Genomic DNA, 22,308 nt, shown 5'->3' with positions numbered 1-22,308 from the left:
CAATTTTAGTATTTTGACAACATCACCAGTTTTCTTTACGATTGATTGAGGAGTGTGATGGCATGAACAGTGATAAATCCATGAAACAGTTGCAGCAAGATGTTGACGAGTATATTGGACAATTCAAAGAAGGTTATTTTCAGCCGGTGGAAATGATGGCCCGGATGACAGAAGAACTAGGTGAACTTTCCAGAGAAGTCATGCACGAATACGGACCTAAGAAAAAGAAAAGTTCCGAAACTGAAAACAGCATTGAAGAAGAAATGGGCGATGTCCTGTTCGTCTTGATTTGCATGGCAAACTCGATGGACATTGATTTGGCGCAGGCCCATGACCGAGTAATGGATAAATTCAACAGCAGAGACAAAGACCGTTGGACACGAAAGGATGGAGACAAATGACAATTCGCGTAGCAATTGCAGGGGCACGAGGAAAAATGGGCAAAGAAGCCGTACATACCGTAATGAACAATCCGGACATGGAATTGGTAGCTGTTCTGGATTATAAAGAAGTTGGAAAGACCTTAGCCGATACAAAGTTATTTCCGTCTGACTATACAGCACCAATCTTTTTAGACCTGAAAGCACTCTATTCGGAAACCCACCCGGACGTGCTGGTTGACTTGACCACACCTGAATTTGTATACGACCACACCAAACAAGCCTTAGAATTAAACATACGTCCAGTTGTTGGAACGACGGGCTTTTCAGATGAGCAGTTGGAAGAACTGACTACACTCGCAAAAGAGTCAAAAATAGGCTGCATCATTGCCCCGAATTTTGCAGTGGGTGCCGTCTTGATGATGAAGTTTGCAGAACAGGCAGCCAAGTATTTGCCGGATATTGAAATTATTGAAATGCATCACGACCAAAAGTTGGATGCTCCGTCCGGAACAGCGATGAAAACGGCTCATTTGATTTCCCAGGAACGTCCCATTCATGAACAAGGACATGTCCGTGAAAAAGAAACCATTCCCGGTGCGCGGGGTGCCAATTACGATGGCATGCGTATCCACAGCGTGCGTTTGCCTGGGCTCGTAGCTCATCAGCAGGTTCTGCTCGGTGGAGATGGCCAGCTTCTAACACTGCGCCATGACTCGTTTAACCGCGGCTCGTTTATGTCAGGCGTCATTTTATCCATTGAAACTGTGATGGAAAAAGAAGAACTTATTTATGGATTAGAACATATTATCGTTTAAAGGGGAGAGACTATGAAAATCGCTTTGATTGCCCATGACCGAAAAAAAGATGACCTAATCCAATTTGTGACTGCCTATCAGCCAATTTTGGCCCAACATACACTTTACGCAACAGGGACAACAGGGCAGCGCGTCATTGATGGGACCGGCTTGCCCGTCATCCGCTTCCAATCTGGTCCCCTCGGAGGCGACCAGCAAATTGGTGCGATGATCGCCCAAAATCAAATGGATATGGTTATTTTCTTCCGAGACCCGTTGACTGCACAGCCACATGAGCCTGATGTGACTGCATTGATTCGTTTGTGCGATGTTTACGGCATTCCACTTGCGACCAATATGGGAACAGCTGAAGTGCTGTTAAAGGGGCTGGAAGAAGGATTTGTCGACTGGCGTTTGATCGGAGAGCGAAGAGGATAGGAGAGAACACTGTGCGGAAAATGAAAATCGGCATCACTTGCTATCCAACAGTTGGAGGGTCGGGGGTGATTGCTACGGAATTAGGAAAAATGCTGGCAGAAAAAGGGCACGAAGTGCATTTTATTACATCCAGTACTCCTTTTCGGTTAAATAAGACCTATGCCAATATTTTTAGCCATCAGGTGGAAGTCAATACGTATTCGGTCTTTCAGTATGCGCCTTATGACATTGCACTGGCCACGAAAATTGCGGAAGTAATCAAAAACGAAGAACTGGATTTGATGCATGTCCACTATGCGATTCCCCATGCCGTATGCGCCATTCTCGGACGTGATATGGCCGGGTCCAATATTGGCATCGTGACGACCTTACACGGCACGGATATTACGGTGCTAGGGTCTGACTCTTCATTAAAAGAAGCGATCCGCTATGGCATTGAAAAGTCGGATATCGTAACAGCGGTTTCGGATTCACTGAGAGACCAGACTTATGATTTGATCAAGCCCGATAAAACCATCGAAACGGTGTATAATTTTGTCGATGAAAGAGAATATTCCCAAAAAGATTCTGCAAAGCTTAAAGAAGAGTTGGGAATAAATACCGACGAAAAAGTGATGATTCACGTTTCAAACTTCAGAAATGTCAAGCGGGTGCAGGATGTTGTGGAGACGTTCTCGCTGACTCGCCAACACATAAACTGCAAATTGCTATTGGTGGGTGATGGACCCGAGATGGGCCGGATCATTCAGCAGGTGCGGGAACTTGGATTGAATGAACATGTCTTGTTTCTTGGCAAGCGGGATGGTGTTGCTGAGTTTTACAACATTAGCGACATCAAACTTCTGCTCTCAGAAAAAGAAGCATTTGGTTTGGTCCTGCTGGAAGCCATGGCGTGTGGTGTTCCAGTGATTGGAGCGAATATTGGCGGCATGCCGGAAATTATTGAGCCGGGTATCAATGGTTACTTGGTTGAATTGGGCGATACGCAGCAGGCTGCCGATTATGCTGTAAAAATGCTTAGTGATAACGTATTGCTGCAACATTTGCAGCAAGGAGCATTGTCGACAGTATCGGAGCGTTTTCATTCCACTAAAATTTTGGAGCAATACGAAGACTTGTACGAACGGTTGTTAGACAAGGATGCAGAACGATGAAAACAGCCATCAAGATCATTGGGATTTTGAAAGGTGCTGGCTTTGAAGCTTATATGGTCGGTGGTGCCGTGCGTGATTTCCTACTGGGCAAAACACCGCACGATATTGACATTGCCTCTTCAGCATCTCCCCAGCAGGTGAAAAGACATTTCAAACGAACGGTCGATACAGGAATTGAACACGGAACTGTTCTGGTACTTTTAGATGGGGAAGGCATCGAAGTGACGACGTTTCGCACAGAAGGCAGCTATTCGGATAATCGCCGTCCAGATGCAGTCGAGTTTGTTCAGTCACTTGAAGAAGATTTAAAGCGACGAGATTTTACCATCAACGCGATGGCAATGACAGAAGAGTTGGACATCATTGATCCGTTTGGCGGAAAAAATGATCTTCAGAAGAAACTTATCCAATCGGTGGGAGATCCGGATGAGCGCTTTCAAGAAGATGCTTTGCGTATGCTGAGAGCGGTGCGGTTTTCCGGACAGCTGGATTTTGTAATTGAAGAAAAAACCCTCCAATCGATCCAGCGCCATGCCAAACTAATCGGATCAATTGCTGTCGAACGGCTGAAATCGGAATTAGATAAAGTATTCACCAATCCGAATACCGAAAAAAGTATGAACTACTTGGAGAAAACCAAACTGACAGAGGTTTTGCCTGCAGGCCATCTTTTCGAAATGGACTGGACACTTTACAAGCCAAACGAAAAATCTGTTTATGGTTGGTTTTATTTGTTGGCTAAGCAAAACCGGCCATTTTCAGATGTGAAGGCTTATCGGTTTTCCAATGAGGAAAAGCGTCTTATTGAGCAGAGTTTGGTTTTGGCGCGGATCGAACTGTGGGACAACTGGATAATTTATCAGTATTCAATCGACCAACTAGAAATGGCTTCGCGTGCAACAGGCAAAAAATTGGATGCTGCAGCAGCAAAAAAACAATTGCCTATCCAATCAAAATCCGACCTCGCAGCAAATGGTCAGGATTTGATGCAATGGAGCGGAGATCGTTCAGGTCCGTGGCTCAAAAAGTGGATTGAAAAAATGGAAAAGCATATTGTTTACGGTGAACTAAAGAATGACAAAGAACTCATAAAGGACTGGTTTCTCCATGAATATCACCGTCACACATAAATTGGCCAAGCGTTTGATCGAGTCGAACGGGGAAGCGATATCCGGCCAGCAACTGGCAGACGAGTTCGGCATTTCCAGAACCGCAATTTGGAAACACATTAAAGAACTTGAAGAAAAAGGCTATGCTATCGAGTCAATCAAGAAAAAAGGCTACCGTCTGGTTTCCATTCCCGATACATTGGAGCCACTGGCCATTCAAACAGGTTTGAAAACCAAACGGATTGGCCAAAAAATCGAATACGTGGAAAGCTGTTCTTCAACTCAAATTATTGCGCACCAGCTGGCACAGGAAGGCACTCCAGACGGTACGGTAGTACTGACAGAAGCCCAAACAGCCGGACGCGGCAGAATGGCTCGGAAATGGGATTCGGCAGCCGGAAAGGGCGTTTGGATGAGTATTATCCTGCGACCGGATGTAGTGCCTCAAAAAGCGCCGCAATTCACGCTGGTTGCTGCTGTAGCGGTCGTCAGAGCCATCGAAGAAGTAACCGGGCTGCAGCCGAAAATCAAATGGCCAAATGACATTTTACTGAACGACAAAAAATGCACAGGCATTTTGACAGAGCTGCAGTCAGATGCTGATGGCATACAGGCGTTGATTATTGGCATTGGGTTGAATATCAATCAGGACAAAGAGGATTTTGATCCGGAAGTTCAGGATATTGCGACTTCGCTGAAAATGAAAAGCGGAGGCCTGGTAAGCCGCCAAAAACTGGTTCAGTCTTTGCTGTACTATATGGAAATCTATACACAGATGTACATCGAAGAAGGTTTCGGTATGCTTAAAATTTTATGGGAAAGTTATTCAACAACCATCGGCCATCCGGTTCGGGCAAGAATGACGAACCAGACGCTTGAAGGTATTGCGGAAGGAATTACCGATGATGGTGTGCTGCAATTGCGGACAGCGGATGGCAAGCTTCATGGCATTTATTCGGCTGACATTGAAATGGCGGATTAGAAGAAATGATTTTTTTCTCCTGAATTCGATGCAGAGGACTTCATATTCGAGTCCACCTTATTCACTAAGCATAGAATATGTTTTTTCCTGAGATTCTGGTATAGTGGTTTTAACGGGCGGTATCGCTTGCGAACTGCACCGAACAACCGCAACACCCTTAAATTTCATAACAAACAGATCTGCCTTGATCATTTACACGACAGGGACGGAGGAAACCAAACACACATTTACTGTTCTTCTGTCTTTTTTTCGGCGGAAGGGCTTTTTATATGGTTTTCTTCCCGAGAGGAGAGAAAAAATTGTTGATTTTACAAACGGTGGACGAACTGAAAAACTGGGTTCGAGAAACCAAAAAAACGGGCTACACCATTGGCCTTGTGCCAACGATGGGCTTTTTGCATGAGGGCCATTTGTCTTTGGTTGAAAAAGCCAAGGCGGAAAATGATCAGGTGATCATGAGTATTTTCGTCAACCCAGCTCAATTTGGCCCGAATGAAGATTTCGATCGTTACCCAAGAAACTTAGAGCGCGATCGGCAATTAGCTGAAGGGGCGGGAACGGACGTTATTTTTGCGCCAAGTGTGGAAGAAATGTATCCGCGTGATAGCCAAATTAACATAAGTGCAGGAAAATTGGCTGATGTACTATGCGGCGCCAAAAGGCCCGGCCATTTTGACGGAGTCTTAAAAGTGGTCACCAAACTGTTTCATTTAACCCAAGCCGACGTAGCGTATTTTGGCCAGAAAGATGCCCAGCAGCTTGCCATCATCGAATCGTTCGTGGCAGATTTTAATTTTCCGCTGACGATCAGCAGAGGGGAGACCATTCGGGAAATGGATGGACTGGCGAAAAGCTCGCGCAATGTTTATTTAAGTCCAACTGAACGGGAAGAGGCACCTTATTTGAGAAAAGCATTGGAAATGGGCAAAGCTTTATTTTTGCAAGGCCAGGATCCACTAGAACCGATGACCCAGTATTTGAATGAACACACATCTGGAAAAGTGGATTATATTGAGCTGCTGGATTACCCAACATTGGTGGCGGACATTCAAAACGATGCTATTTTGGCACTTGCCGTACAGTTTGAGAAAGCCCGTTTGATCGACAATATTATTTTTCAACCTAAAGGAGAACTCAACCATGCTTAGAATGATGCTCAATTCAAAAATTCACCGTGCCACGGTGACAGAAGCCGATTTAAATTATGTGGGAAGCATTACAATCGATCAGGATCTGCTGGATGCAGTTGGCATGCTGGCCAACGAAAAAGTGCATATTGTCAACAATAACAATGGCGCCCGTTTTGAAACGTACATCATTGCAGGAGAGCGCGGCAGTGGCGTCATCTGTGTCAACGGAGCGGCAGCGCGTCTCGTGCAGCGCGGGGATATCGTCATTATTCTGTCTTATGCTTATGTGATGAACGAAAATGCCCGTGACCACAAACCTACCGTTGCTATTATGGATGCCAACAATCAAATCAAAGAAATTATCCATTACGAGCCCGAAGCGACCGTTATGTAAACAGAGCAGCCCTAGAAAGTTTCGGGGCTGTTTTTCTTTTTCGCAAAAGCTTAGAGAAGAAGATTGAATTTTCGTCTTGAAAGCGGAAAACGACAGGATATGTTACAATTTTTTTAGGCAATCACCTAAGAAAGAGGGGCTAAGATGAACACGCAAAAGTATGTCGTTGTCGATATTGAAACAACGGGCCATTCCCCTGCAAAAGGTGACCGGATTATTCAACTGGCAATGGTGACGATTGAAAACGAAGTCATTACCGATACATATACGCAATTTATTAATCCAGGGCGAAATATCCCGTTATTTATACAGGACTTGACGAATATTACGGACAAAGATGTGGCAGAGGCAAAAGCATTTGAGTTTTACGCAGAAACCGTCTACGAAAAAATGCAGGATGCAATTTTTGTAGCACATAATACTAATTTCGATTTGCCGTTCCTGCAAGCCGAGCTTAAACGAAGCGGCTTGCCAAACTGGCAGGGAATCACAATGGATACAGTCGAATTGGTTCGGCTTATGTATCCGACGGCATTTAGCTTTAAATTGCAGGACATCACGTCAGAGCTGGGAATTCCATTGGAAAGTGCACACCGTGCAGACGACGATGCCATGGCGACAGCGCTGCTGTTTTTGCGGGCTAAAGCAGATCTGGAATTGTTGCCATACGACACATTGGCCTTTCTTCATAAACGGTCTTTCCAGCTTAAATCGGATTTATCGCGATTGTTTTTTGAACTGACACAAAGGAAAAGAAGTGCCCAAATGGATTCTTTTGATCGATTTCAAGGAGTCCCCCTAAAACCAAGAAATTCCTTTGCAGCAAATCCCGGACAGTCTGAATCGCAGCCGCGCGACTGGCGGGAAGGACTGGAAACCGTCTTTCCGAATTTCGAAAGACGGCCAAGCCAATACAGCATGATGGCGTCGATTGAAGAGGCATTGACTCATAAAAAAGAAGTGGTTATTGAAGCTTCGACGGGAATGGGCAAGACCATTGCCTATTTGCTGCCGGCGGCAAATTACGCCCTTTCCAGCGGAAAGCAAGTCTTGATCAGTACCTATACGACGCATCTTCAGGATCAGCTCGTCTTGAAAGAAGGACGAATGGTTGAATCCTTTATCGGTTCGCCGGTCCGGATTTCGTTGATCAAAGGCTTATCGCATTACATTGATTTGGCGCGTTTTGTCGAATTGTTGCAAGGGGATGATGAGTCTTACGACGAAACCTTCACCATCATGCAGGTGTTGGTTTGGTTGACATCGACAGAAACCGGCGATTTGAATGAAATTAATGCATCGAGCGGCGGTCAGTTGGTGTTGGATAAAATTAGGCGCTCGCATATTCGCAAGTTGTCAAAACAGGAAAAGCAAGCTGATTTTTATGAGTTTGCGCTGAAACAAGCGCAGCATGCCCACATCATTGTCACCAATCACGCCTTTTTGCTAAACCAGCATTTGAGCAAAAAAACGATTTTGGCCAATGTCGATGCTTATATTTGGGACGAAGCCCACCAAGTTGTGCAAGCGGCAGTGTCGCAGCATGAAAAAACTTTTGTTTATACGCAGTGGAAATATATATTCGGCCAACTTGGCAGCTTGGCCGAGCGGCAGCTATTTGCGTCACTCGTTGAGACTGCTGATCGTACCGGTTTTTCGAACATACCAGAGCTGCTGAAGCTGGAGTCGCTGTTCCAAAAGTTCACATCGTTGTTTGACGAAGTTTCGAGTTTAATGGCAGCCGAGTTTGCCGCGAAGTTTGCTGCAAGCCGCCACAAAAAAAATGCGTCTCTTCTCAGCGAACTGGCACTTGAAGACAGCCGCTTTCTGGAACTTCTGCGCTATTTGAACGAATGGATTGATTTGTCGCAGCTCATTTTGCAAAAAGCTGAACGCCTAACCGAAAAAACCATTCAAGATCGCTTGACGATTGCCGACTGGCGTTATTGGACAGAGGAAATGATGGTCAAGGCCGTCGAGTTTAGTGAAATTTTTGTGTTCCCGTTGACGGATGAAGTGAGCTGGATCGAAGGGGATTTAAGAAGTTTGCCTACTAGTTTGTCCTTGTACAAGCGGCCATTTGCAGTAGCATCCCTGGTGGATAAAGTTGTTGCCTCTGCACGTGCGGACAAAGCGGTGATTTGGCTGTCCGGTACAATGACTGTTCCAGCAAATGACCGGTTTATCGTCAATCAAATCGGCATCCCACAGCATGTGCCCATTTTGAAATTTGAGCCGCCAAAAGATTTTTATCAAGGAGCACATGTCTACATTGTAGAAGATATGCCGGACATTCAACAGGTATCGCAGCATGAATACATCGAGTCGGTAGCTGATGCGGTAATTCAAACCGTCATTGTGACCGAAGGGCGTTGTTTTGTGCTCTTTACGTCACAGGACATGCTGCGGAAAACCGTCGATTTGATTCAGGATACGGGCTTGTTGGAAGACTATATGTTGTTTGCACAAGGCATTTCGTCAGGCAGCCGAATGAAATTGCTGAAATCGTTCCAGCGTTTCCAAAAATCAGTACTGTTTGGTACGAATAGTTTCTGGGAAGGCGTTGACGTACCGGGAGATGCCCTCAGAGCGGTAGTAGTGGTGCGGTTGCCGTTCACTTCACCGGACGAACCGATTTTTAAGGCACACTCTGAAATTATCTCACGTGAAGGCATCAATCCGTTTCTCCACTATGCCTTGCCTGAAGCAGTGCTTCGATTGCGGCAAGGGTTTGGCAGGTTGATCCGGTCAAAAAATGACAAAGGTTTGTTTATCGTGCTGGACCGAAGAATCGAAACCAAATCTTACGGCAGTGAATTTATAAGCGCGTTGCCGAAAGTCAAAGTGTCGAAGGTGTCTTTAGAAAAGATGGTAACCGATATTGAAGCTTGGTATAATAAGCAATGATATAACGAAAGGATGGGCGCAAACATGGAATCAAAAATTGAAGTCATCTCTACAGTTGAACTAACGTATCAAACCGATTTATATAAAGTAGTGGATGCCTTGAACCGTACTTTAAAAGACAAAAATTTAATGTTTGGTCTGGCACTCGATAAAGAAGATGCTGAAAAAGCCATTTTTACCATATATAAAACATAGGTGATGACATGAGACAATGGATTACATTTATACTCGGATTTTTATCGTTCTTGGCAGTCGCTATCATCATTCTGGTTTTGTACGTTGGCAATAAACCCTATTCAGAAACAGAACAACAAGCAATCGACCGCGCAAAAAGCGAGCAATTGATCGAAGAAGTGGAGCGGGCTTATGTGTATACCAATACATCGGCTTCTGTCACGGTTCTTGGAACAAACAGCAATGGAGAGCTGACGGCTGTTTTTGTGCCAGAAGGCGATGGCGACATGCAGACCACTCCGCTGGAAGACAAAATCACTGCACAACAGGCGCGTGAACTGGCTCTTGCCGAGATGGACGTGAAAGACATTCTTCATACTAAATTGGGGATGGAAAGCGACGGTCCGGTATGGGAAATCGCATTTCTGAGTGAAGAAGATAGCTTGAACTATGTCTATCTGTCTGCGAGCGATGGTACTTGGTGGAAACGCATATTGAATTTGTGAAAGGGCGGAAAAAATTTGATTAACTTAGCACATCGTGTACAAACCTTAACACCTTCTACAACGTTGGCAATCACCGCAAAAGCGAATGAATTAAAAGCACAGGGAGTAGACGTTATTGGCCTTGGGGCGGGAGAACCGGATTACAATACACCTGCGAACATTCTAGAAGCTGCCTACCAGTCGATGAAAGAAGGAAAAACCAAATATACTCCTGCTGGCGGCTTGCCGGCATTAAAAGAAGCCATTATCCAAAAATTACAGAGAGACCAAGGGCTGAGCTACCAGCCGTCTGAAGTGATGGTAGGCATTGGTGCAAAACATGTCCTGTATACGCTATTCCAAGTATTGCTGAATGAAGGCGATGAAGTGATTATCCCAATTCCTTATTGGGTCAGCTATCCAGAGCAAGTGAAATTGGCGCAAGGCGTTCCTGTATACATAGAAGCGACAGCCAGCCAGGAGTACAAAGTCACTCCTCAGCAATTGAGAGAAGCGGTGACGGACCGGACAAAAGCCGTCATCATCAATTCTCCAAGCAATCCGACAGGCATGATTTATTCAAAAGAAGAATTGGAAGCACTGGCAGAAGTTTGCCGCGAGTTCGATATCCTGATTGTTTCAGATGAAATTTATGAAAAATTGATCTATGGAGACGTTGAACATACGTCTATTGCAACTCTTTCTGACGATGCAAAAAATCGCACCATTGTCATCAATGGCGTTTCCAAATCGCATTCGATGACAGGCTGGCGCATTGGCTACGCAGCAGGCGACGCTGAATTGATTAAAGCAATGACGGATTTGGCGAGTCATTCCACGTCCAATCCAACAACCACTTCACAATATGCAGCAATTGAAGCATATAATGGTCCACAAGACACTGTAGAAGAGATGCGTCAGGCATTTGAAAGCCGCTTAGATGCAATTTTCCCGAAACTGCAGGCTATTCCAGGCTTTACGGTTCTTCGTCCACAAGGCGCATTTTACCTGTTGCCGGATGTTTCAGAAGCGGCAGCGAAAACCGGCTATGCATCGGTTGATGATTTTGTGACGGCTTTATTGACAGAAGCGAACGTCGCGGTTATTCCGGGTTCTGGTTTTGGCGCACATTCAACAATTCGTTTGTCTTACGCCACATCGCTTGAAACTTTGACGGAAGCTGTAGAGCGAATCGAACAATTTGTAACATCAAAATGGAAAGACTAAGACCACACTATTCTTTGGAGGCTATCGCTGGATGAAAAAAATTACCATTGCCGAAATGGCTAAATATAACGGACAAACAGTAAAGTTAGGAGCTTGGATCGCGAATAAGCGGTCAAGCGGGAAAATTGCATTTCTTCAGCTGCGCGACGGTTCTGGATTTGTCCAGGGCGTTGTTGTAAAAGCGGAAGTGGGCGAGGAAATCTTCGCAGCAGCTAAAGCGTTGACGCAAGAAACGTCCCTTTATGTAACAGGAGAAGTTAAAGAAGACGAACGTTCTGCATTCGGCTACGAGCTGGCTGTGACGGGCATTGAAGTGATTCAAGAAGCAAAGGATTTCCCCATTACGCCAAAAGAGCACGGTACGGAATTCCTGATGGACAATCGTCATTTGTGGCTGCGTTCACGCAGACAGCACGCTGTCATGAAAATCCGCAATGAAATTATTCGTGCCACGTACGAGTTCTTTAATGAAAATGGCTTTGTGAAAGTAGATCCGCCAATTTTGACGGGCTCATCTCCGGAAGGGACATCCGAATTATTTGCAACCAAATATTTTGAAGAAGATGCATATTTGTCGCAGTCTGGCCAACTTTATATGGAAGCTGCTGCAATGGCACTTGGAAAAGTATTTTCGTTTGGTCCAACTTTCCGTGCAGAAAAATCCAAAACACGCCGCCACCTAATCGAATTTTGGATGATTGAACCCGAAATGGCATTTGTGGAGCATGCGGAAAGCCTGGAAGTGCAGGAGCAATATGTTTCCCATATTGTCCAGTCCGTCTTGAACAACTGCAAATTGGAATTGGAACGTCTGGAAAGAGATGTATCGAAACTTGAAAAAATAAAAGCGCCATTCCCGCGCGTTTCTTATGATGACGCCATCAAGTGGCTCAATGAAAATGGCTTTGATGACATCAAATGGGGAGAAGATTTTGGCGCGCCGCATGAAACGGCTTTGGCAGAAAGCTATGATATGCCAATTTTCATCACCAATTATCCAATCGGTATCAAGCCATTCTATATGCAGCCGCATCCGGAACGTGACGATGTTGTGTTGTGTGCAGACATGATCGCACCGGAAGGCTACGGGGAAATCATTGGCGGATCTGAACGCATCCACGATTATGACTTGATGAAACAACGGATTCAAGAACATGGCTTGGATGAAGACGCTTATGCCTGGTATTTGGATCTCAGCAAATATGGAGCGGTTCCGCATTCTGGATTTGGCCTTGGCCTTGAGCGAACAGTTGCTTGGATCAGCGGTGTTGAACACGTCAGAGAATCAATTCCGTTCCCGCGTCTATTAAACCGGTTATACCCATAAAATAAATGAATGGAAAGGTGGTTGGGATATGAAACAACCTAATCGGCTGCAAACGTGGATCGAGCAGGGGAATGTTAACATTTCCCAGCTTTTTTTTCAGTTTTATAAAGAGCTGAAGATTACAGACGAAGAAGCCATGCTGCTTATGCACATTCAGGCATTTCAACAAACCGGAAACCAGTTTCCGACGCCTGACGAAATTGGTGCACGCATGATGACTTCGCAAAAAAGCGTAACGACCATGTTGCAAAAATTAATGCAACAAGGATATTTGGCCATTGACCAAACGACTGAACATGATGTGCTGACAGAGATCATTTCCCTGCAGCCTTTATGGGATCGGTTACTGGACTGTGTATTTAAAGAACAGCACGAAACGAAAGAAAACACCCAAAAGGAATTGGAAGGAGAGATTTTCCAATTGTTTGAGCAGGAGTTTGGGCGATTCCTGTCGCCGATGGAAATTGAGACCATTTCCATGTGGATGGACCAGGATGGCCATACACCGGATGTAATCCGAATGGCGTTGAAAGAAGCGGTTATTTCGCAAAAAATCAGCCTGCGCTATGTAGACCGGATCTTATTCGAATGGAAAAAGAAAAACATAAAAACCTCTACACAAGTGACGAAACATGCAAGTTCTTTCAGAGAGAAAAATATTCGGATTCAGCCGACAGAGAACGTTGCGAAAAAAGTACAGTTTTACAATTGGCTGGAAGACCGCAATTAGAAGGTGATATAGATGATGTCTAAAAAAGAATGGCTTGTTTGCTTGGAAGAGATGGATGCTATGTTTCCAGATGCCCATTGTGAATTGGTTCACCGAAATCCGTTTGATTTATTGATCGCGACACTCCTGTCGGCACAATGCACAGACAAGCTAGTGAACCGGGTAACGGCTGATTTATTCCAGAAATATCATACGCCTGAGGATTATGTGTCGGTTTCACTGGAAGAACTGCAGCAGGACATCCGCTCAATCGGTTTGTTCCGCAACAAAGCAAAAAACATCCAGGCACTCAGCCGGATCCTTATCGATGAACAAAATAGTACCGTGCCAGCCGATCGGGATCTCTTAATGACGCTTCCAGGAGTTGGACGAAAAACAGCCAATGTAGTCGTTTCCGTTGCTTTTGGAATTCCGGCCTTGGCAGTAGATACACATGTTGAACGTGTGGCCAAACGCCTCGGTTTGAATCGCTGGAAAGACAATCCGCTTCAAGTGGAAGAAACCATTATGAAAAAAACACCGGCAGATGACTGGTCAAAAACCCATCACCAGATTATCTTTTTTGGCCGTTATCATTGCAAATCACAAAATCCGGGCTGCCATATCTGTCCATTATTCGACCGATGCCGTGAAGGGCAAAAACGTGAGAAAAAAGGACTCATCAAACATGAAATCGTTACAGAAGTTAACTAAAGAACAGATTGATCCGTATTTTTTGGAGTGGCAAAAAATCTCCACAGAGTTATCCCAACTGCACAGTCAGCGGGATAAACGCTCAAAAGAAGCCACACAGACAGGTATTGAACTGTATATTCATTTATTGGCTCATTGCCGCAACGCGTTGCAAAACAGCAAATTTGAGCCGTTGAATGGCTCTGAGCGCTTATCATTTATTAAGGCTTCTCCAGGTAGTTATGCGGCTTACCGCCAATTGGATGAGTTGTTTACCGAACTGAAGAAAGCAATTGCAAGAAAGCGGATTGAATTCAAGCATTTAAATGAATAAAATGACAAACCCCCGAATGCAAAAGCATTCGGGGGTTTTTGAAGGTTTAATTATTGTTTTCACTGTCATTTTCAGTATCTTGGTTGTCGTTATTTCCGTTGCCATTATCATTTTCATTGCTGTTTTCATTATCGTTCCCATTGCCGTTATCTTCATCATTGTTTCGGTTCCCACTGCTATTTGCTGAAGGTGTTTCACTTTCTTCTTCTTCAGTAGGTTCTTCCGGAACATCAACGGGCTCTTCTACAGCAGGTTCTTCAACAACCGGTTCTTCTGTTGCTGGTTGTTCTTCTGCTGGTTGTTCTTCAACGGGCTCTTCTTCAACGGGCTCTTCTTCGACCGGCTCTTCTACAACCGGTTCTTCTACAACCGGTTCTTCTTCAACGGGCTCTTCTTCAACAGGTTCTTCAACAACCGGTTCTTCCACCGGTTCTTCTGGCGCTGCTGCAAGTTCTACCACGGTCGATGCGGGATCGCTTCGCTGAGTGCTGTTAACTGCCACCACGCGGAATGTATAGGTTTTTCCTTCTTCAAGTCCATTGAAGGTATAAGACTGGCTTGGTGATGTGGTGAGCACGGAACTCGAACCATCGACTTCTACCGATACCTCAAAAGACACATCGTTATCATTAAAGTTCCAAGACAACTGAGCTGAATTGCCTTGAACATTTGCACGCAATCTGGTTGGTGTGGCTAAATCTTCTACCACATAACGCTGTGAAACTGAATTTGGTTCAGTTCCGCGGGCAAACAGTTCAGAGCTTCTCATGCCGTATGGGGTGAATGCACTAGCCAATTTTAAAGGCTCAGAACCCACTTCAACCACTTGTTCGGTTACTGATTCTGGCTGTTCAAAACGAGCGGTTTCTGGAGATGAAATCTCCGACATGACATTTTTAAACAGGCGCTGAGACAGTAGACGTTCATTTGATGCTGTATCAATTGGAGTACCTCTGTTTGGGTAACCGCTCCAAACGGAAATGGAATAATCGGTTGTATAACCTGCAAACCACACATCCAAAGCAGAAGTGGAGTCTAGTCCATAATCCTGAAGATCGGCAAGTGAGTAATTGGTTGTCCCGGTTTTCCCGGCCATATCCAACCCATTGATGGCAACTTCTTTACCGGTAGAACCAGGTACATTCAAGTCGACAGCATCTCTAAGCATGTCTGTTACCATGTACGCAGTGCTGTCTTTCATTGCTTGTACGGGTTCTGGTGCTACGATTTGTTCAGTTGAACCGTCACGAAAAACGATTTTCTTGATCGTATGTGGTTTGTTAAATTCCCCTTGGTTTCCAAATGCTGCATAAGCACCTGCCATTTCAACTGTAGAAAAATTAGCAGCTCCTAAAGCAGTGGATTCATAAATGTTTTCCATATTCAGTCCAACGTTGCTCATAAATTCCCCTGCATTTTCTGTACCGACTTCCTGCAATGTTTTAACTGCAGGGATGTTGCGTGAGCGATACAGTGCTTCGCGAATGGTCATTGTACCGAGAAATTGACCATCGACATTACGGATTTCCTGGTCGTTGTCTTCGTAAGAATACGGCTCATCCACAACCGTTTGGCCAGTAGACCAATCCAAGTATTCGATGGCAGGTCCATAGTCCAATAAAGGTTTGATTGTTGATCCAACAGCGCGATCTTTTGCCGTTGCATAGTTATGGCGGACATCGCCAGTATATTCACGTGCTGCACCAACAGCGCTTATTCCGCCAGTTTTCGTGTCTACGACGGTCATAGCTGATTGGACTGTGTCATCAAAAAACAAATCAGAAGCCATCGCTTCGTTAACTTTAGTTTGGACAAAAGGTTCTAAAGTTGTGTAAATTGTCAGGCCTTCATCCAATGAGTAATCGCCTTCGAGTGTCTCAAGTTCGTCCTCGACCATTTCCATGAATGCAGTGTATTCAGCATTTGGTGTTTGCTGTTGGCGTTCACCTTCTGGAACTAATGAATCGATTACAGGCACTGCCTGAGCCGCTTCTTTTTCTTCAGTATTGATTTTTTCATGCTGATCCATCAGGCTTAGAACGACATTTCGGCGTTCTTCTGCACGTTCTGGATTTTTAAACGGGTTATAGCCGTTCGGGCTTTGAGGCATTCCTGCCAACAATGCCGTTTCAGAAAGCGTCAGCTCGCTTAATGGCTTGCCATAGAAATATTCCGAAGCTGTTCCGAATCCATAAATATTGCCAGACATCAGAATTTTATTGAAATACATTTCAAATATTTCTTCTTTTTCGTATTCTTGTTCCAACTTAAATGCCAAGTAAGCTTCTTGTGCTTTTCGTTTTAAGGTTTTGTCATTTGTCAAAAATGAATTTTTGATCACTTGCTGAGTAATCGTGCTGGCACCTTGTGAGCCAAAACCGCCAGTAATGTTGGCGATGACTGCACCGCCCAAGCGGATAACGTCGATCCCAGAGTGATCGTAAAAACGGTTATCCTCAGTTGCTAAAATAGCATCTTCAATCGTTTTCGGAATATCGTCGTAATTTACATATTCCCGATTTTCTGCTGTGATATAAGGTATTTCTGTTTCACCGTCTGCAGCATAGAACGTTGGGCTGATTGGATCACGAAGCAATTCCTCATCAATTTCCGGTGCGCTGCTTGCATAGTAAGCAAATAGAGAGGCTCCAAAAACAAACCCTGCTATCCCAATAGCCACCAGTGCCAATACGATGCGTTTGATCCAGGTCACTGCGGGAGATTTCTTTTTCTTTTTATTGGTCGTTTTCTTTTGGCGTTCAATTGCTTTTCGGCGTTCTTCACGCGAAATTTGCTTATCGCTCAAGTTTTGTTCCTCGCTTTCGTATACATGATGTTGCTTAAAGCTTGTTCAAAAGAGGCAAGTAGTTAATGCGGGGAAATGCTCCAGGTGTTAGTTCAAAAGAAGTTTCTTCAATTTCTTGTAAAGTAACTGATTTTCTTCCGCCTGTCATCATTCGGTTCCAAAACACTTCGAGTTCTCCATAAGGCATAATAAAATATCGTTGCCAGGATGAAAAACGGATAATCATAAATGCCACTCCGTTTTGTTTGACCACTTGGGACATATGATGAACTTGATGGTCATGAATGTTTTTTAATGGAAACGACGTTTTGCTCTCTGTTTCTTTTGCCTCAAAGTCGATATACTTTCCGTTCCAAACACCGTTGTAATCGGTCGTTGAAGGAGACTGAAAATATGCTTCCCGAATAACCGCAGCACTTCTGGAAGGGTATTCCACTTTAACAATTTGAAGTGGCACCGGTTTTTTATGGATGACTGCCAGCCCCAACTGTAAATAGTAATCATTGGTTTCGTTCAACTCGTCCTCAAGTGTTTTGCCTCGGTTGCTAAAGGAAAAGTCTTTCTTCTTTTTCTTGGCCGTTTGTTCTTTGGTTGGCTGTTCTTTGGACGGAACAAACTTTTTACCATTAGGATAATTGATTGCCATTGTGACACACCTCGCTTACTCTATCATATCACAAGCTTTTAGACGACTGATATGATGAAAGGTTTCAACAATTTAAGTCGGAGAATTGACGGTTTGGATTGTTGCTTTAAAAACATTTGCTTCCGGTTCGCTGGGTCAGTTTAATTTTGTAGATAGCCAAAATGCATATTCTATATATACTTCCCTATAAACGAGTCTACGAATCCATCACTTGTATATCCTTTAATAATAACGGATTTCTTTACTTGTTCCAAATGGAAGGAATGTCTGTTCGATAAAAGTCGTGCCGTTTTCGGGAATATGATAAACTAATGGCAATGGAGGGGTTGCAAAATGACAGTTAGAGAACTCTCTTCTGCATTATATGACGAATGCGGAAAATGCCAGGACCGCTTTTTTGAAATGCGTGAAACGGATGCGGTCCCGGACTTTTATAAAGATGTTAAACCATATGCTGACTACTGGCACGGCAAAATAAATGAATGGCAAAGGGAATCCCTTTTCTATATTCAGCAAGAGCGGCCGAAGTATGTCCATAAGCCGACAATCGACACCGCGGCAGAAGGCATGGCGCAGTTTTTTGTTCAAAGTTTTTATAAGGAAACCAGCAAGAAACGTTTTATTCAAACCATTCAAGCGGCTCAATACACGCTGCAGACATTTATGCTGGCCATCGATGAAAAGAGTGCTGAGAATGATTAAGCGAAAGAAATTGCCTGAATTGATGAATGAATGGAAAACAGAACCTGATATGATGGAACGGATTGTCCATTGGCATACACGGCAGGAAAAACCAGCACGGTACGCCGAATTTCCTCCAGAGATGCACGACAGCCTAAAAGCAGCTTTGCGAAAAAAAGGCATTGAACAATTGTATACACATCAGCGCGAAGCATTTGACTTGGCGATCTCCGGCAATTCGTTTACCGCAGTTACGCCGACAGCTTCCGGCAAATCTTATTGCTACCATTTACCGGTGCTGCACAAAATCTTAAACAACCCGGGCGCACGTGCTTTGTACTTGTTTCCCACAAAAGCATTGGCACAGGATCAAAAAAGTGATTTGCACGATTTGATTGAGAAAACGGAAGAAGAGATTCTGTCTTATACGTATGACGGGGACACTTCTCCGGCAATCCGGACCAAAGTGCGCAAAGCAGGGCAAATCGTTATGACCAACCCGGACATGCTGCATTCAGCGATCTTGCCGCATCACACAAAATGGGTTTCGCTTTTTGAAAACCTTCATTATATAGTAATCGATGAACTGCATACTTATAAAGGCATATTCGGAACACACGTGGCGCATGTCATTCGCAGGCTGAAACGGATCTGTGAATTTTATGGCAGTAATCCGGTTTTCATCTGCACTTCGGCCACCATTGCCAATCCGAAAGAATTGGCAGAAAATCTGACCAACAGCACACATAAGCTGATTGATCAAAACGGTGCACCTTCTGGCAAAAAACACATTGTCTTTTACAATCCGCCGATTATTCATCCGACTTTCGGCGTTCGCAGAAGTGCGATACTGGAAGTTCGCGATTTGGCCACACACCTGATTAAAAATGGCATTCAAACGATAGTCTTTGCCAAAAGCCGGGTCCGCGTTGAAATGCTGGTAACGTATTTGCAGGCCATCACGAAAATGAAACTGCAGGATGATTCGATCAAAGGCTACCGTGGAGGCTATTTGCCGACGGAACGGCGCGCTATTGAAAAGGGATTGCGCGATGGTTCAATTCAATGTGTCGTGTCCACCAACGCGTTGGAACTTGGTGTGGACATTGGCCAACTCCAAGCGTGCATTATGACCGGTTATCCTGGCAACATCGCCAGTGCTTGGCAACAGGCAGGACGCGCGGGACGCCGTCAGGATGAGTCACTGGTTATTTATGTGGCGCAGTCAACTGCACTGGATCAATACATCATTAACCATCCCGAATACTTGCTGGACCAATCGCCGGAAGAAGCACGCATTCATCCGGAAAACATCATCATCTTGATGGACCATTTGAAATGTGCTTCTTTTGAACTGCCATTTCGCATTGATGATCAGTACGGAGAATTCGAAGTTCAGGAACTGCTGGAATATCTGCAAGAAGAAGGGGTACTTGTGCGGACATCGGATCGCTGGCATTGGATGAGCGACCGCTTCCCTGCACACGATATCTCTTTGCGATCGGCCTCACAGGAAAACGTCGTCATCATCGATCAATCCGTTCCGTCCGATACACGCGTGATTGGTGAAATGGATCGCTTTAGTGCCATGACGCTGCTGCACGAGGAAGCGATTTACCTTCATCAAGGAACTCAGTTTCAAGTAGAGATCCTGGACTGGGAAGAAAAGAAAGCCTATGTCAGAGAAGTCGACGTGGATTATTTCACCGATGCCAACTTGGCAGTAGAGCTGAAAGTAATGAGCGAAGACAAAGACAAGCAAATGAACGCTTCGGAAGTTTTTTATGGAGATATTGCTGTCTTGGCGATGCCAACGATTTTCAAAAAAATACGATTTGATTCGCATGATAATATTGGCTCAGGGCCGATTTCACTGCCGCCGGAAGAGCTTCATACTTCGTCAACTTGGCTGAGCTTTGCCAAGCCCGAAGATTTTTCCGAAGCGGAATTGTCGGATACGATGACCGGAGCGGCTTACGCCATTGAATCGTTTATTCCTGTGTTTGTTCAATGTGACCGTAGAGACGTTCATGTGGTGCCGCAAGTAAAATCGCCCCATAACGATATGCCATCGTTTTTCATACATGATTCCTATCCAGGCGGCATCGGAATCAGCGAACGAATTTACGACTTGTGGAAGCCTTTGCTTGATAAAGCGCAGCAGCACATTTCGGAATGTCCATGCCTCGATGGGTGTCCGTCATGCATTGGTGCGCAGGATGCGGCCATCAGCATGAAAAGCCATGTGATAAGGCTATTGGACGAGCTTCGCAAAGAGGAGTGAAAGAATATGTCATTTGAAAACAAACTTCTCCAGATGAAAGGCATGCTGAAAAAACAGCCGGCAAAAAAACAACAGCCCAAAGCTGCAGAGCGGCCGTTGCACGTAGAGAAGTGGAATGGGATTGGGCTGGAACTCATTGAAAATAAATTTGGTTTCGTTTTTCGCAAGAAAATCATTTATCCGTTTGATACCCGGCACGGGTCAGTTGTATTAAATGAACTGGATCCTGTGCTGAGGGCTTGGAAAAATGTTGACTTTGAACATCCCTTTAAACTAAAAGAACAAGATCCCCTTGTCTTTTTCGATACCGAAACAACGGGCCTCAGCGGAACCGGAGCGTACATTTTTTTGATTGGCCTGTTGGTCAAGCGCAGCGACCATTTTGAAATGATGCAATACATCATGCCGGATCCTTCGCATGAAGCTGCGTTTCTATACGAAACGGGCTTATGGAAAACAGATGATCCCATCATTTTTTCTTATAACGGCAAAAGCTTCGATTGGCCGCAACTAACATCCCGCTGGACCATGCACCGAAATATTCTTCCTAAGCTGCCGGTGCCGCGCCAGATTGATTTGTTTCATGGTACAAAGCGAATTTGGAAAAATGAACTGGTCCGAATGAAGCTCAGTACCATTGAAGAAGAAAAGCTCGGATTTGCGCGGCAAGGAGATGTGCCTGGCTACTTAATTCCTGCTATCTACCTGGATGCTGTAAAGAGCGGTTTTCCAGACGGTTTGGCAAAAGTTCTGTACCACAACGAGCTGGATATTCTTTCGCTCGTGTCGCTGTATGTGCTGTCATCCAATTTGCTGATGGAGGATATGGAGTCGGAAACAAGTGGCGCCTATACCAATATTGGTAAGTGGTACGCGGACTTAAAACAATTTGACCAAAGCGCAGCGTATTTGGAACATGTAACGGTGGAACGGGGGGCCTCTTCTGCGTTGGCACGTTATTTGTTGGCCATCCAGAAAAAAAGAGCGGGCATGCACGAAGAAGCGGTCAAACTGTTTAAAGAAGCAGCGCCTCACTTGCGCGGCAGCATCGAAGTGGAAGCGTGGATTCACGCATCAAAACTCTACGAACATCAATTGCGGGACTTGGATCAAGCGATGATCATGGCTGGTTTTGCAAAAGAAGCGAGTGAGTATACAAAAGTCCGGGAGTCGTTGATCCTGGACATTCGCAAGCGGCAAGTGCGCCTGGAAGAGAAAAAACGTAAAAAAAGTCCTGAAGTTGCCGAGAACTAAGCACGAAAAATCCACCTTATGATATACTTATTGTAATGTAGCTTTTTTATGGAAGGACGATTGGAATGGACAATAAATTTACATCAAAGGATATTTTAGAAAAAGATTTCAAAACAGCAATGCGTGGGTACAACCAGGATGAAGTAGATCATTTTCTGGATGAAGTGATACAGGATTATGAAGCTTTTGCCAAGCGGATTGAACAACTTGAAAACGAAAACAAACGCTTGCGCATGGAACTGGAAGACACGCCAAGAAAACAGGCAACGCCGGCACCGGGAACGACAAACTTCGATATTCTGCGCCGCTTGTCCCATCTTGAAAATCATGTATTCGGCAACAAACTGGACAATAACTAAACGATTGTTTTATTGTGCCAAATGACGTATACTAGTAA

Annotated in this window: 22 protein-coding genes; 20 read left to right on the top strand and 2 right to left on the bottom strand. The window is 44.7% G+C overall.

Annotated features, from left to right (window positions below; translation table 11 throughout):
• The first annotated feature begins 62 nt into the window (after positions 1-62).
• The 16 genes from AC4EG4_RS01345 (at position 63) to AC4EG4_RS01270 (ending at position 14,240) form a co-directional block, all read left to right on the top strand.
• Complete coding sequence (locus AC4EG4_RS01345; protein ID WP_490986728.1) at positions 63-401, top strand: nucleotide pyrophosphohydrolase; 339 nt, start codon at positions 63-65, stop codon at positions 399-401.
• Complete coding sequence (gene dapB / locus AC4EG4_RS01340; RefSeq protein ID WP_490986727.1) at positions 398-1,198, top strand: 4-hydroxy-tetrahydrodipicolinate reductase; 801 nt, start codon at positions 398-400, stop codon at positions 1,196-1,198. The genes AC4EG4_RS01345 and dapB overlap by 4 nt, the downstream gene beginning before the upstream one ends.
• A 12-nt stretch (positions 1,199-1,210) precedes the next feature.
• Positions 1,211-1,615 carry a methylglyoxal synthase gene (gene mgsA / locus AC4EG4_RS01335; protein WP_142826439.1) on the top strand — a complete coding sequence of 135 codons (405 nt, stop codon included), beginning with the start codon at positions 1,211-1,213 and terminating at the stop codon, positions 1,613-1,615.
• Between the two features lie 11 nt (positions 1,616-1,626).
• Positions 1,627-2,769, top strand: a complete 1,143-nt coding sequence (bshA, locus tag AC4EG4_RS01330) for an N-acetyl-alpha-D-glucosaminyl L-malate synthase BshA (RefSeq protein ID WP_490986726.1) — start codon at positions 1,627-1,629, stop codon at positions 2,767-2,769.
• The gene (locus AC4EG4_RS01325; protein ID WP_490986725.1) at positions 2,766-3,899 is read left to right on the top strand and encodes a CCA tRNA nucleotidyltransferase; all 1,134 of its coding nucleotides are present in this window, start codon (positions 2,766-2,768) and stop codon (positions 3,897-3,899) included. Before bshA ends, AC4EG4_RS01325 begins: the two co-directional genes overlap by 4 nt.
• Positions 3,877-4,860, top strand: a complete 984-nt coding sequence (locus tag AC4EG4_RS01320) for a biotin--[acetyl-CoA-carboxylase] ligase (RefSeq protein WP_490986724.1) — start codon at positions 3,877-3,879, stop codon at positions 4,858-4,860. The genes AC4EG4_RS01325 and AC4EG4_RS01320 overlap by 23 nt, the downstream gene beginning before the upstream one ends.
• A gap of 299 nt (positions 4,861-5,159) precedes the next feature.
• Positions 5,160-6,008 (top strand): pantoate--beta-alanine ligase, encoded by an 849-nt coding sequence (gene panC / locus AC4EG4_RS01315; RefSeq protein ID WP_490986723.1) that lies wholly within the window; start codon positions 5,160-5,162, stop codon positions 6,006-6,008.
• Positions 6,001-6,384 carry an aspartate 1-decarboxylase gene (panD, locus tag AC4EG4_RS01310; protein ID WP_142826434.1) on the top strand — a complete coding sequence of 128 codons (384 nt, stop codon included), beginning with the start codon at positions 6,001-6,003 and terminating at the stop codon, positions 6,382-6,384. The genes panC and panD overlap by 8 nt, the downstream gene beginning before the upstream one ends.
• 144 nt (positions 6,385-6,528) lie before the next feature.
• Positions 6,529-9,291 (top strand): ATP-dependent DNA helicase DinG, encoded by a 2,763-nt coding sequence (gene dinG, locus AC4EG4_RS01305; RefSeq protein ID WP_490986722.1) that lies wholly within the window; start codon positions 6,529-6,531, stop codon positions 9,289-9,291.
• A 24-nt stretch (positions 9,292-9,315) separates the two neighbouring features.
• On the top strand, positions 9,316-9,486 hold the full coding sequence (locus AC4EG4_RS01300) for a YpmA family protein (protein ID WP_490978081.1): 171 nt from the start codon (positions 9,316-9,318) through the stop codon (positions 9,484-9,486).
• Between the two features lie 8 nt (positions 9,487-9,494).
• Positions 9,495-9,971 (top strand): cell wall elongation regulator TseB-like domain-containing protein, encoded by a 477-nt coding sequence (locus AC4EG4_RS01295; RefSeq protein WP_490986721.1) that lies wholly within the window; start codon positions 9,495-9,497, stop codon positions 9,969-9,971.
• A gap of 15 nt (positions 9,972-9,986) precedes the next feature.
• A complete protein-coding gene (locus AC4EG4_RS01290) occupies positions 9,987-11,177 on the top strand; it encodes a pyridoxal phosphate-dependent aminotransferase (protein ID WP_490986720.1) in 1,191 nt (396 codons plus the stop codon).
• 31 nt (positions 11,178-11,208) lie between these two features.
• Complete coding sequence (asnS, locus tag AC4EG4_RS01285; protein ID WP_490978084.1) at positions 11,209-12,504, top strand: asparagine--tRNA ligase; 1,296 nt, start codon at positions 11,209-11,211, stop codon at positions 12,502-12,504.
• Between the two features lie 28 nt (positions 12,505-12,532).
• The gene (locus tag AC4EG4_RS01280) at positions 12,533-13,234 is read left to right on the top strand and encodes a DnaD domain-containing protein (protein WP_490978085.1); all 702 of its coding nucleotides are present in this window, start codon (positions 12,533-12,535) and stop codon (positions 13,232-13,234) included.
• A 12-nt stretch (positions 13,235-13,246) separates the two neighbouring features.
• Positions 13,247-13,927: an endonuclease III gene (gene nth / locus AC4EG4_RS01275; RefSeq protein WP_490978086.1), complete on the top strand. Its 681-nt coding sequence runs from the start codon at positions 13,247-13,249 to the stop codon at positions 13,925-13,927.
• Entirely contained in the window at positions 13,902-14,240 is a 339-nt protein-coding gene (locus tag AC4EG4_RS01270; RefSeq protein ID WP_490978087.1) for a YpoC family protein, read from the top strand. Before nth ends, AC4EG4_RS01270 begins: the two co-directional genes overlap by 26 nt.
• 46 nt (positions 14,241-14,286) lie before the next feature.
• On the opposite strand, the gene AC4EG4_RS01265 is transcribed toward AC4EG4_RS01270, so the two are convergent.
• Both AC4EG4_RS01265 and recU read right to left on the bottom strand, forming a co-directional pair.
• Positions 14,287-17,046, bottom strand: coding sequence for a PBP1A family penicillin-binding protein (locus tag AC4EG4_RS01265; RefSeq protein ID WP_490986719.1), 2,760 nt, complete (start codon positions 17,044-17,046; stop codon positions 14,287-14,289).
• Between the two features lie 34 nt (positions 17,047-17,080).
• Positions 17,081-17,692, bottom strand: a complete 612-nt coding sequence (recU, locus tag AC4EG4_RS01260) for a Holliday junction resolvase RecU (protein ID WP_490978089.1) — start codon at positions 17,690-17,692, stop codon at positions 17,081-17,083.
• 333 nt (positions 17,693-18,025) lie between these two features.
• Between recU and AC4EG4_RS01255 the strand changes: the two genes are divergently transcribed.
• The 4 genes from AC4EG4_RS01255 to gpsB all read left to right on the top strand — a co-directional run bounded on the left by AC4EG4_RS01255 (position 18,026) and on the right by gpsB (position 22,270).
• On the top strand, positions 18,026-18,394 hold the full coding sequence (locus tag AC4EG4_RS01255; protein WP_490978090.1) for a YppE family protein: 369 nt from the start codon (positions 18,026-18,028) through the stop codon (positions 18,392-18,394).
• Entirely contained in the window at positions 18,387-20,657 is a 2,271-nt protein-coding gene (locus tag AC4EG4_RS01250) for a DEAD/DEAH box helicase (RefSeq protein WP_490986718.1), read from the top strand. Before AC4EG4_RS01255 ends, AC4EG4_RS01250 begins: the two co-directional genes overlap by 8 nt.
• A gap of 6 nt (positions 20,658-20,663) precedes the next feature.
• Positions 20,664-21,911, top strand: a complete 1,248-nt coding sequence (locus AC4EG4_RS01245) for a ribonuclease H-like domain-containing protein (RefSeq protein WP_490986717.1) — start codon at positions 20,664-20,666, stop codon at positions 21,909-21,911.
• A 65-nt stretch (positions 21,912-21,976) separates the two neighbouring features.
• On the top strand, positions 21,977-22,270 hold the full coding sequence (gene gpsB / locus AC4EG4_RS01240; RefSeq protein ID WP_006829902.1) for a cell division regulator GpsB: 294 nt from the start codon (positions 21,977-21,979) through the stop codon (positions 22,268-22,270).
• The last annotated feature ends 38 nt before the right edge of the window (positions 22,271-22,308 follow it).

Source organism: Planococcus sp. TJ-201 (assembly GCF_058268495.1).
Note: the sequence above shows the minus strand (reverse complement) of the source record. Positions and strands in the feature narration are given on the sequence as shown.

Coding starts and splice junctions, on each gene's coding strand:
- AC4EG4_RS01250 (WP_490986718.1), top strand. CDS start 18,387: ATGATTAAGCGAAAGAAATTGCCTGAATTGATGAATGAATGGAAAACA.
- AC4EG4_RS01295 (WP_490986721.1), top strand. CDS start 9,495: ATGAGACAATGGATTACATTTATACTCGGATTTTTATCGTTCTTGGCA.
- AC4EG4_RS01270 (WP_490978087.1), top strand. CDS start 13,902: ATGAAATCGTTACAGAAGTTAACTAAAGAACAGATTGATCCGTATTTT.
- recU (WP_490978089.1), bottom strand. CDS start 17,692: ATGGCAATCAATTATCCTAATGGTAAAAAGTTTGTTCCGTCCAAAGAA.
- gpsB (WP_006829902.1), top strand. CDS start 21,977: ATGGACAATAAATTTACATCAAAGGATATTTTAGAAAAAGATTTCAAA.
- AC4EG4_RS01245 (WP_490986717.1), top strand. CDS start 20,664: ATGTCATTTGAAAACAAACTTCTCCAGATGAAAGGCATGCTGAAAAAA.
- nth (WP_490978086.1), top strand. CDS start 13,247: ATGATGTCTAAAAAAGAATGGCTTGTTTGCTTGGAAGAGATGGATGCT.
- AC4EG4_RS01255 (WP_490978090.1), top strand. CDS start 18,026: ATGACAGTTAGAGAACTCTCTTCTGCATTATATGACGAATGCGGAAAA.
- AC4EG4_RS01320 (WP_490986724.1), top strand. CDS start 3,877: ATGAATATCACCGTCACACATAAATTGGCCAAGCGTTTGATCGAGTCG.
- mgsA (WP_142826439.1), top strand. CDS start 1,211: ATGAAAATCGCTTTGATTGCCCATGACCGAAAAAAAGATGACCTAATC.
- dapB (WP_490986727.1), top strand. CDS start 398: ATGACAATTCGCGTAGCAATTGCAGGGGCACGAGGAAAAATGGGCAAA.
- dinG (WP_490986722.1), top strand. CDS start 6,529: ATGAACACGCAAAAGTATGTCGTTGTCGATATTGAAACAACGGGCCAT.
- AC4EG4_RS01325 (WP_490986725.1), top strand. CDS start 2,766: ATGAAAACAGCCATCAAGATCATTGGGATTTTGAAAGGTGCTGGCTTT.
- AC4EG4_RS01300 (WP_490978081.1), top strand. CDS start 9,316: ATGGAATCAAAAATTGAAGTCATCTCTACAGTTGAACTAACGTATCAA.
- AC4EG4_RS01345 (WP_490986728.1), top strand. CDS start 63: ATGAACAGTGATAAATCCATGAAACAGTTGCAGCAAGATGTTGACGAG.
- AC4EG4_RS01280 (WP_490978085.1), top strand. CDS start 12,533: ATGAAACAACCTAATCGGCTGCAAACGTGGATCGAGCAGGGGAATGTT.
- asnS (WP_490978084.1), top strand. CDS start 11,209: ATGAAAAAAATTACCATTGCCGAAATGGCTAAATATAACGGACAAACA.
- panD (WP_142826434.1), top strand. CDS start 6,001: ATGCTTAGAATGATGCTCAATTCAAAAATTCACCGTGCCACGGTGACA.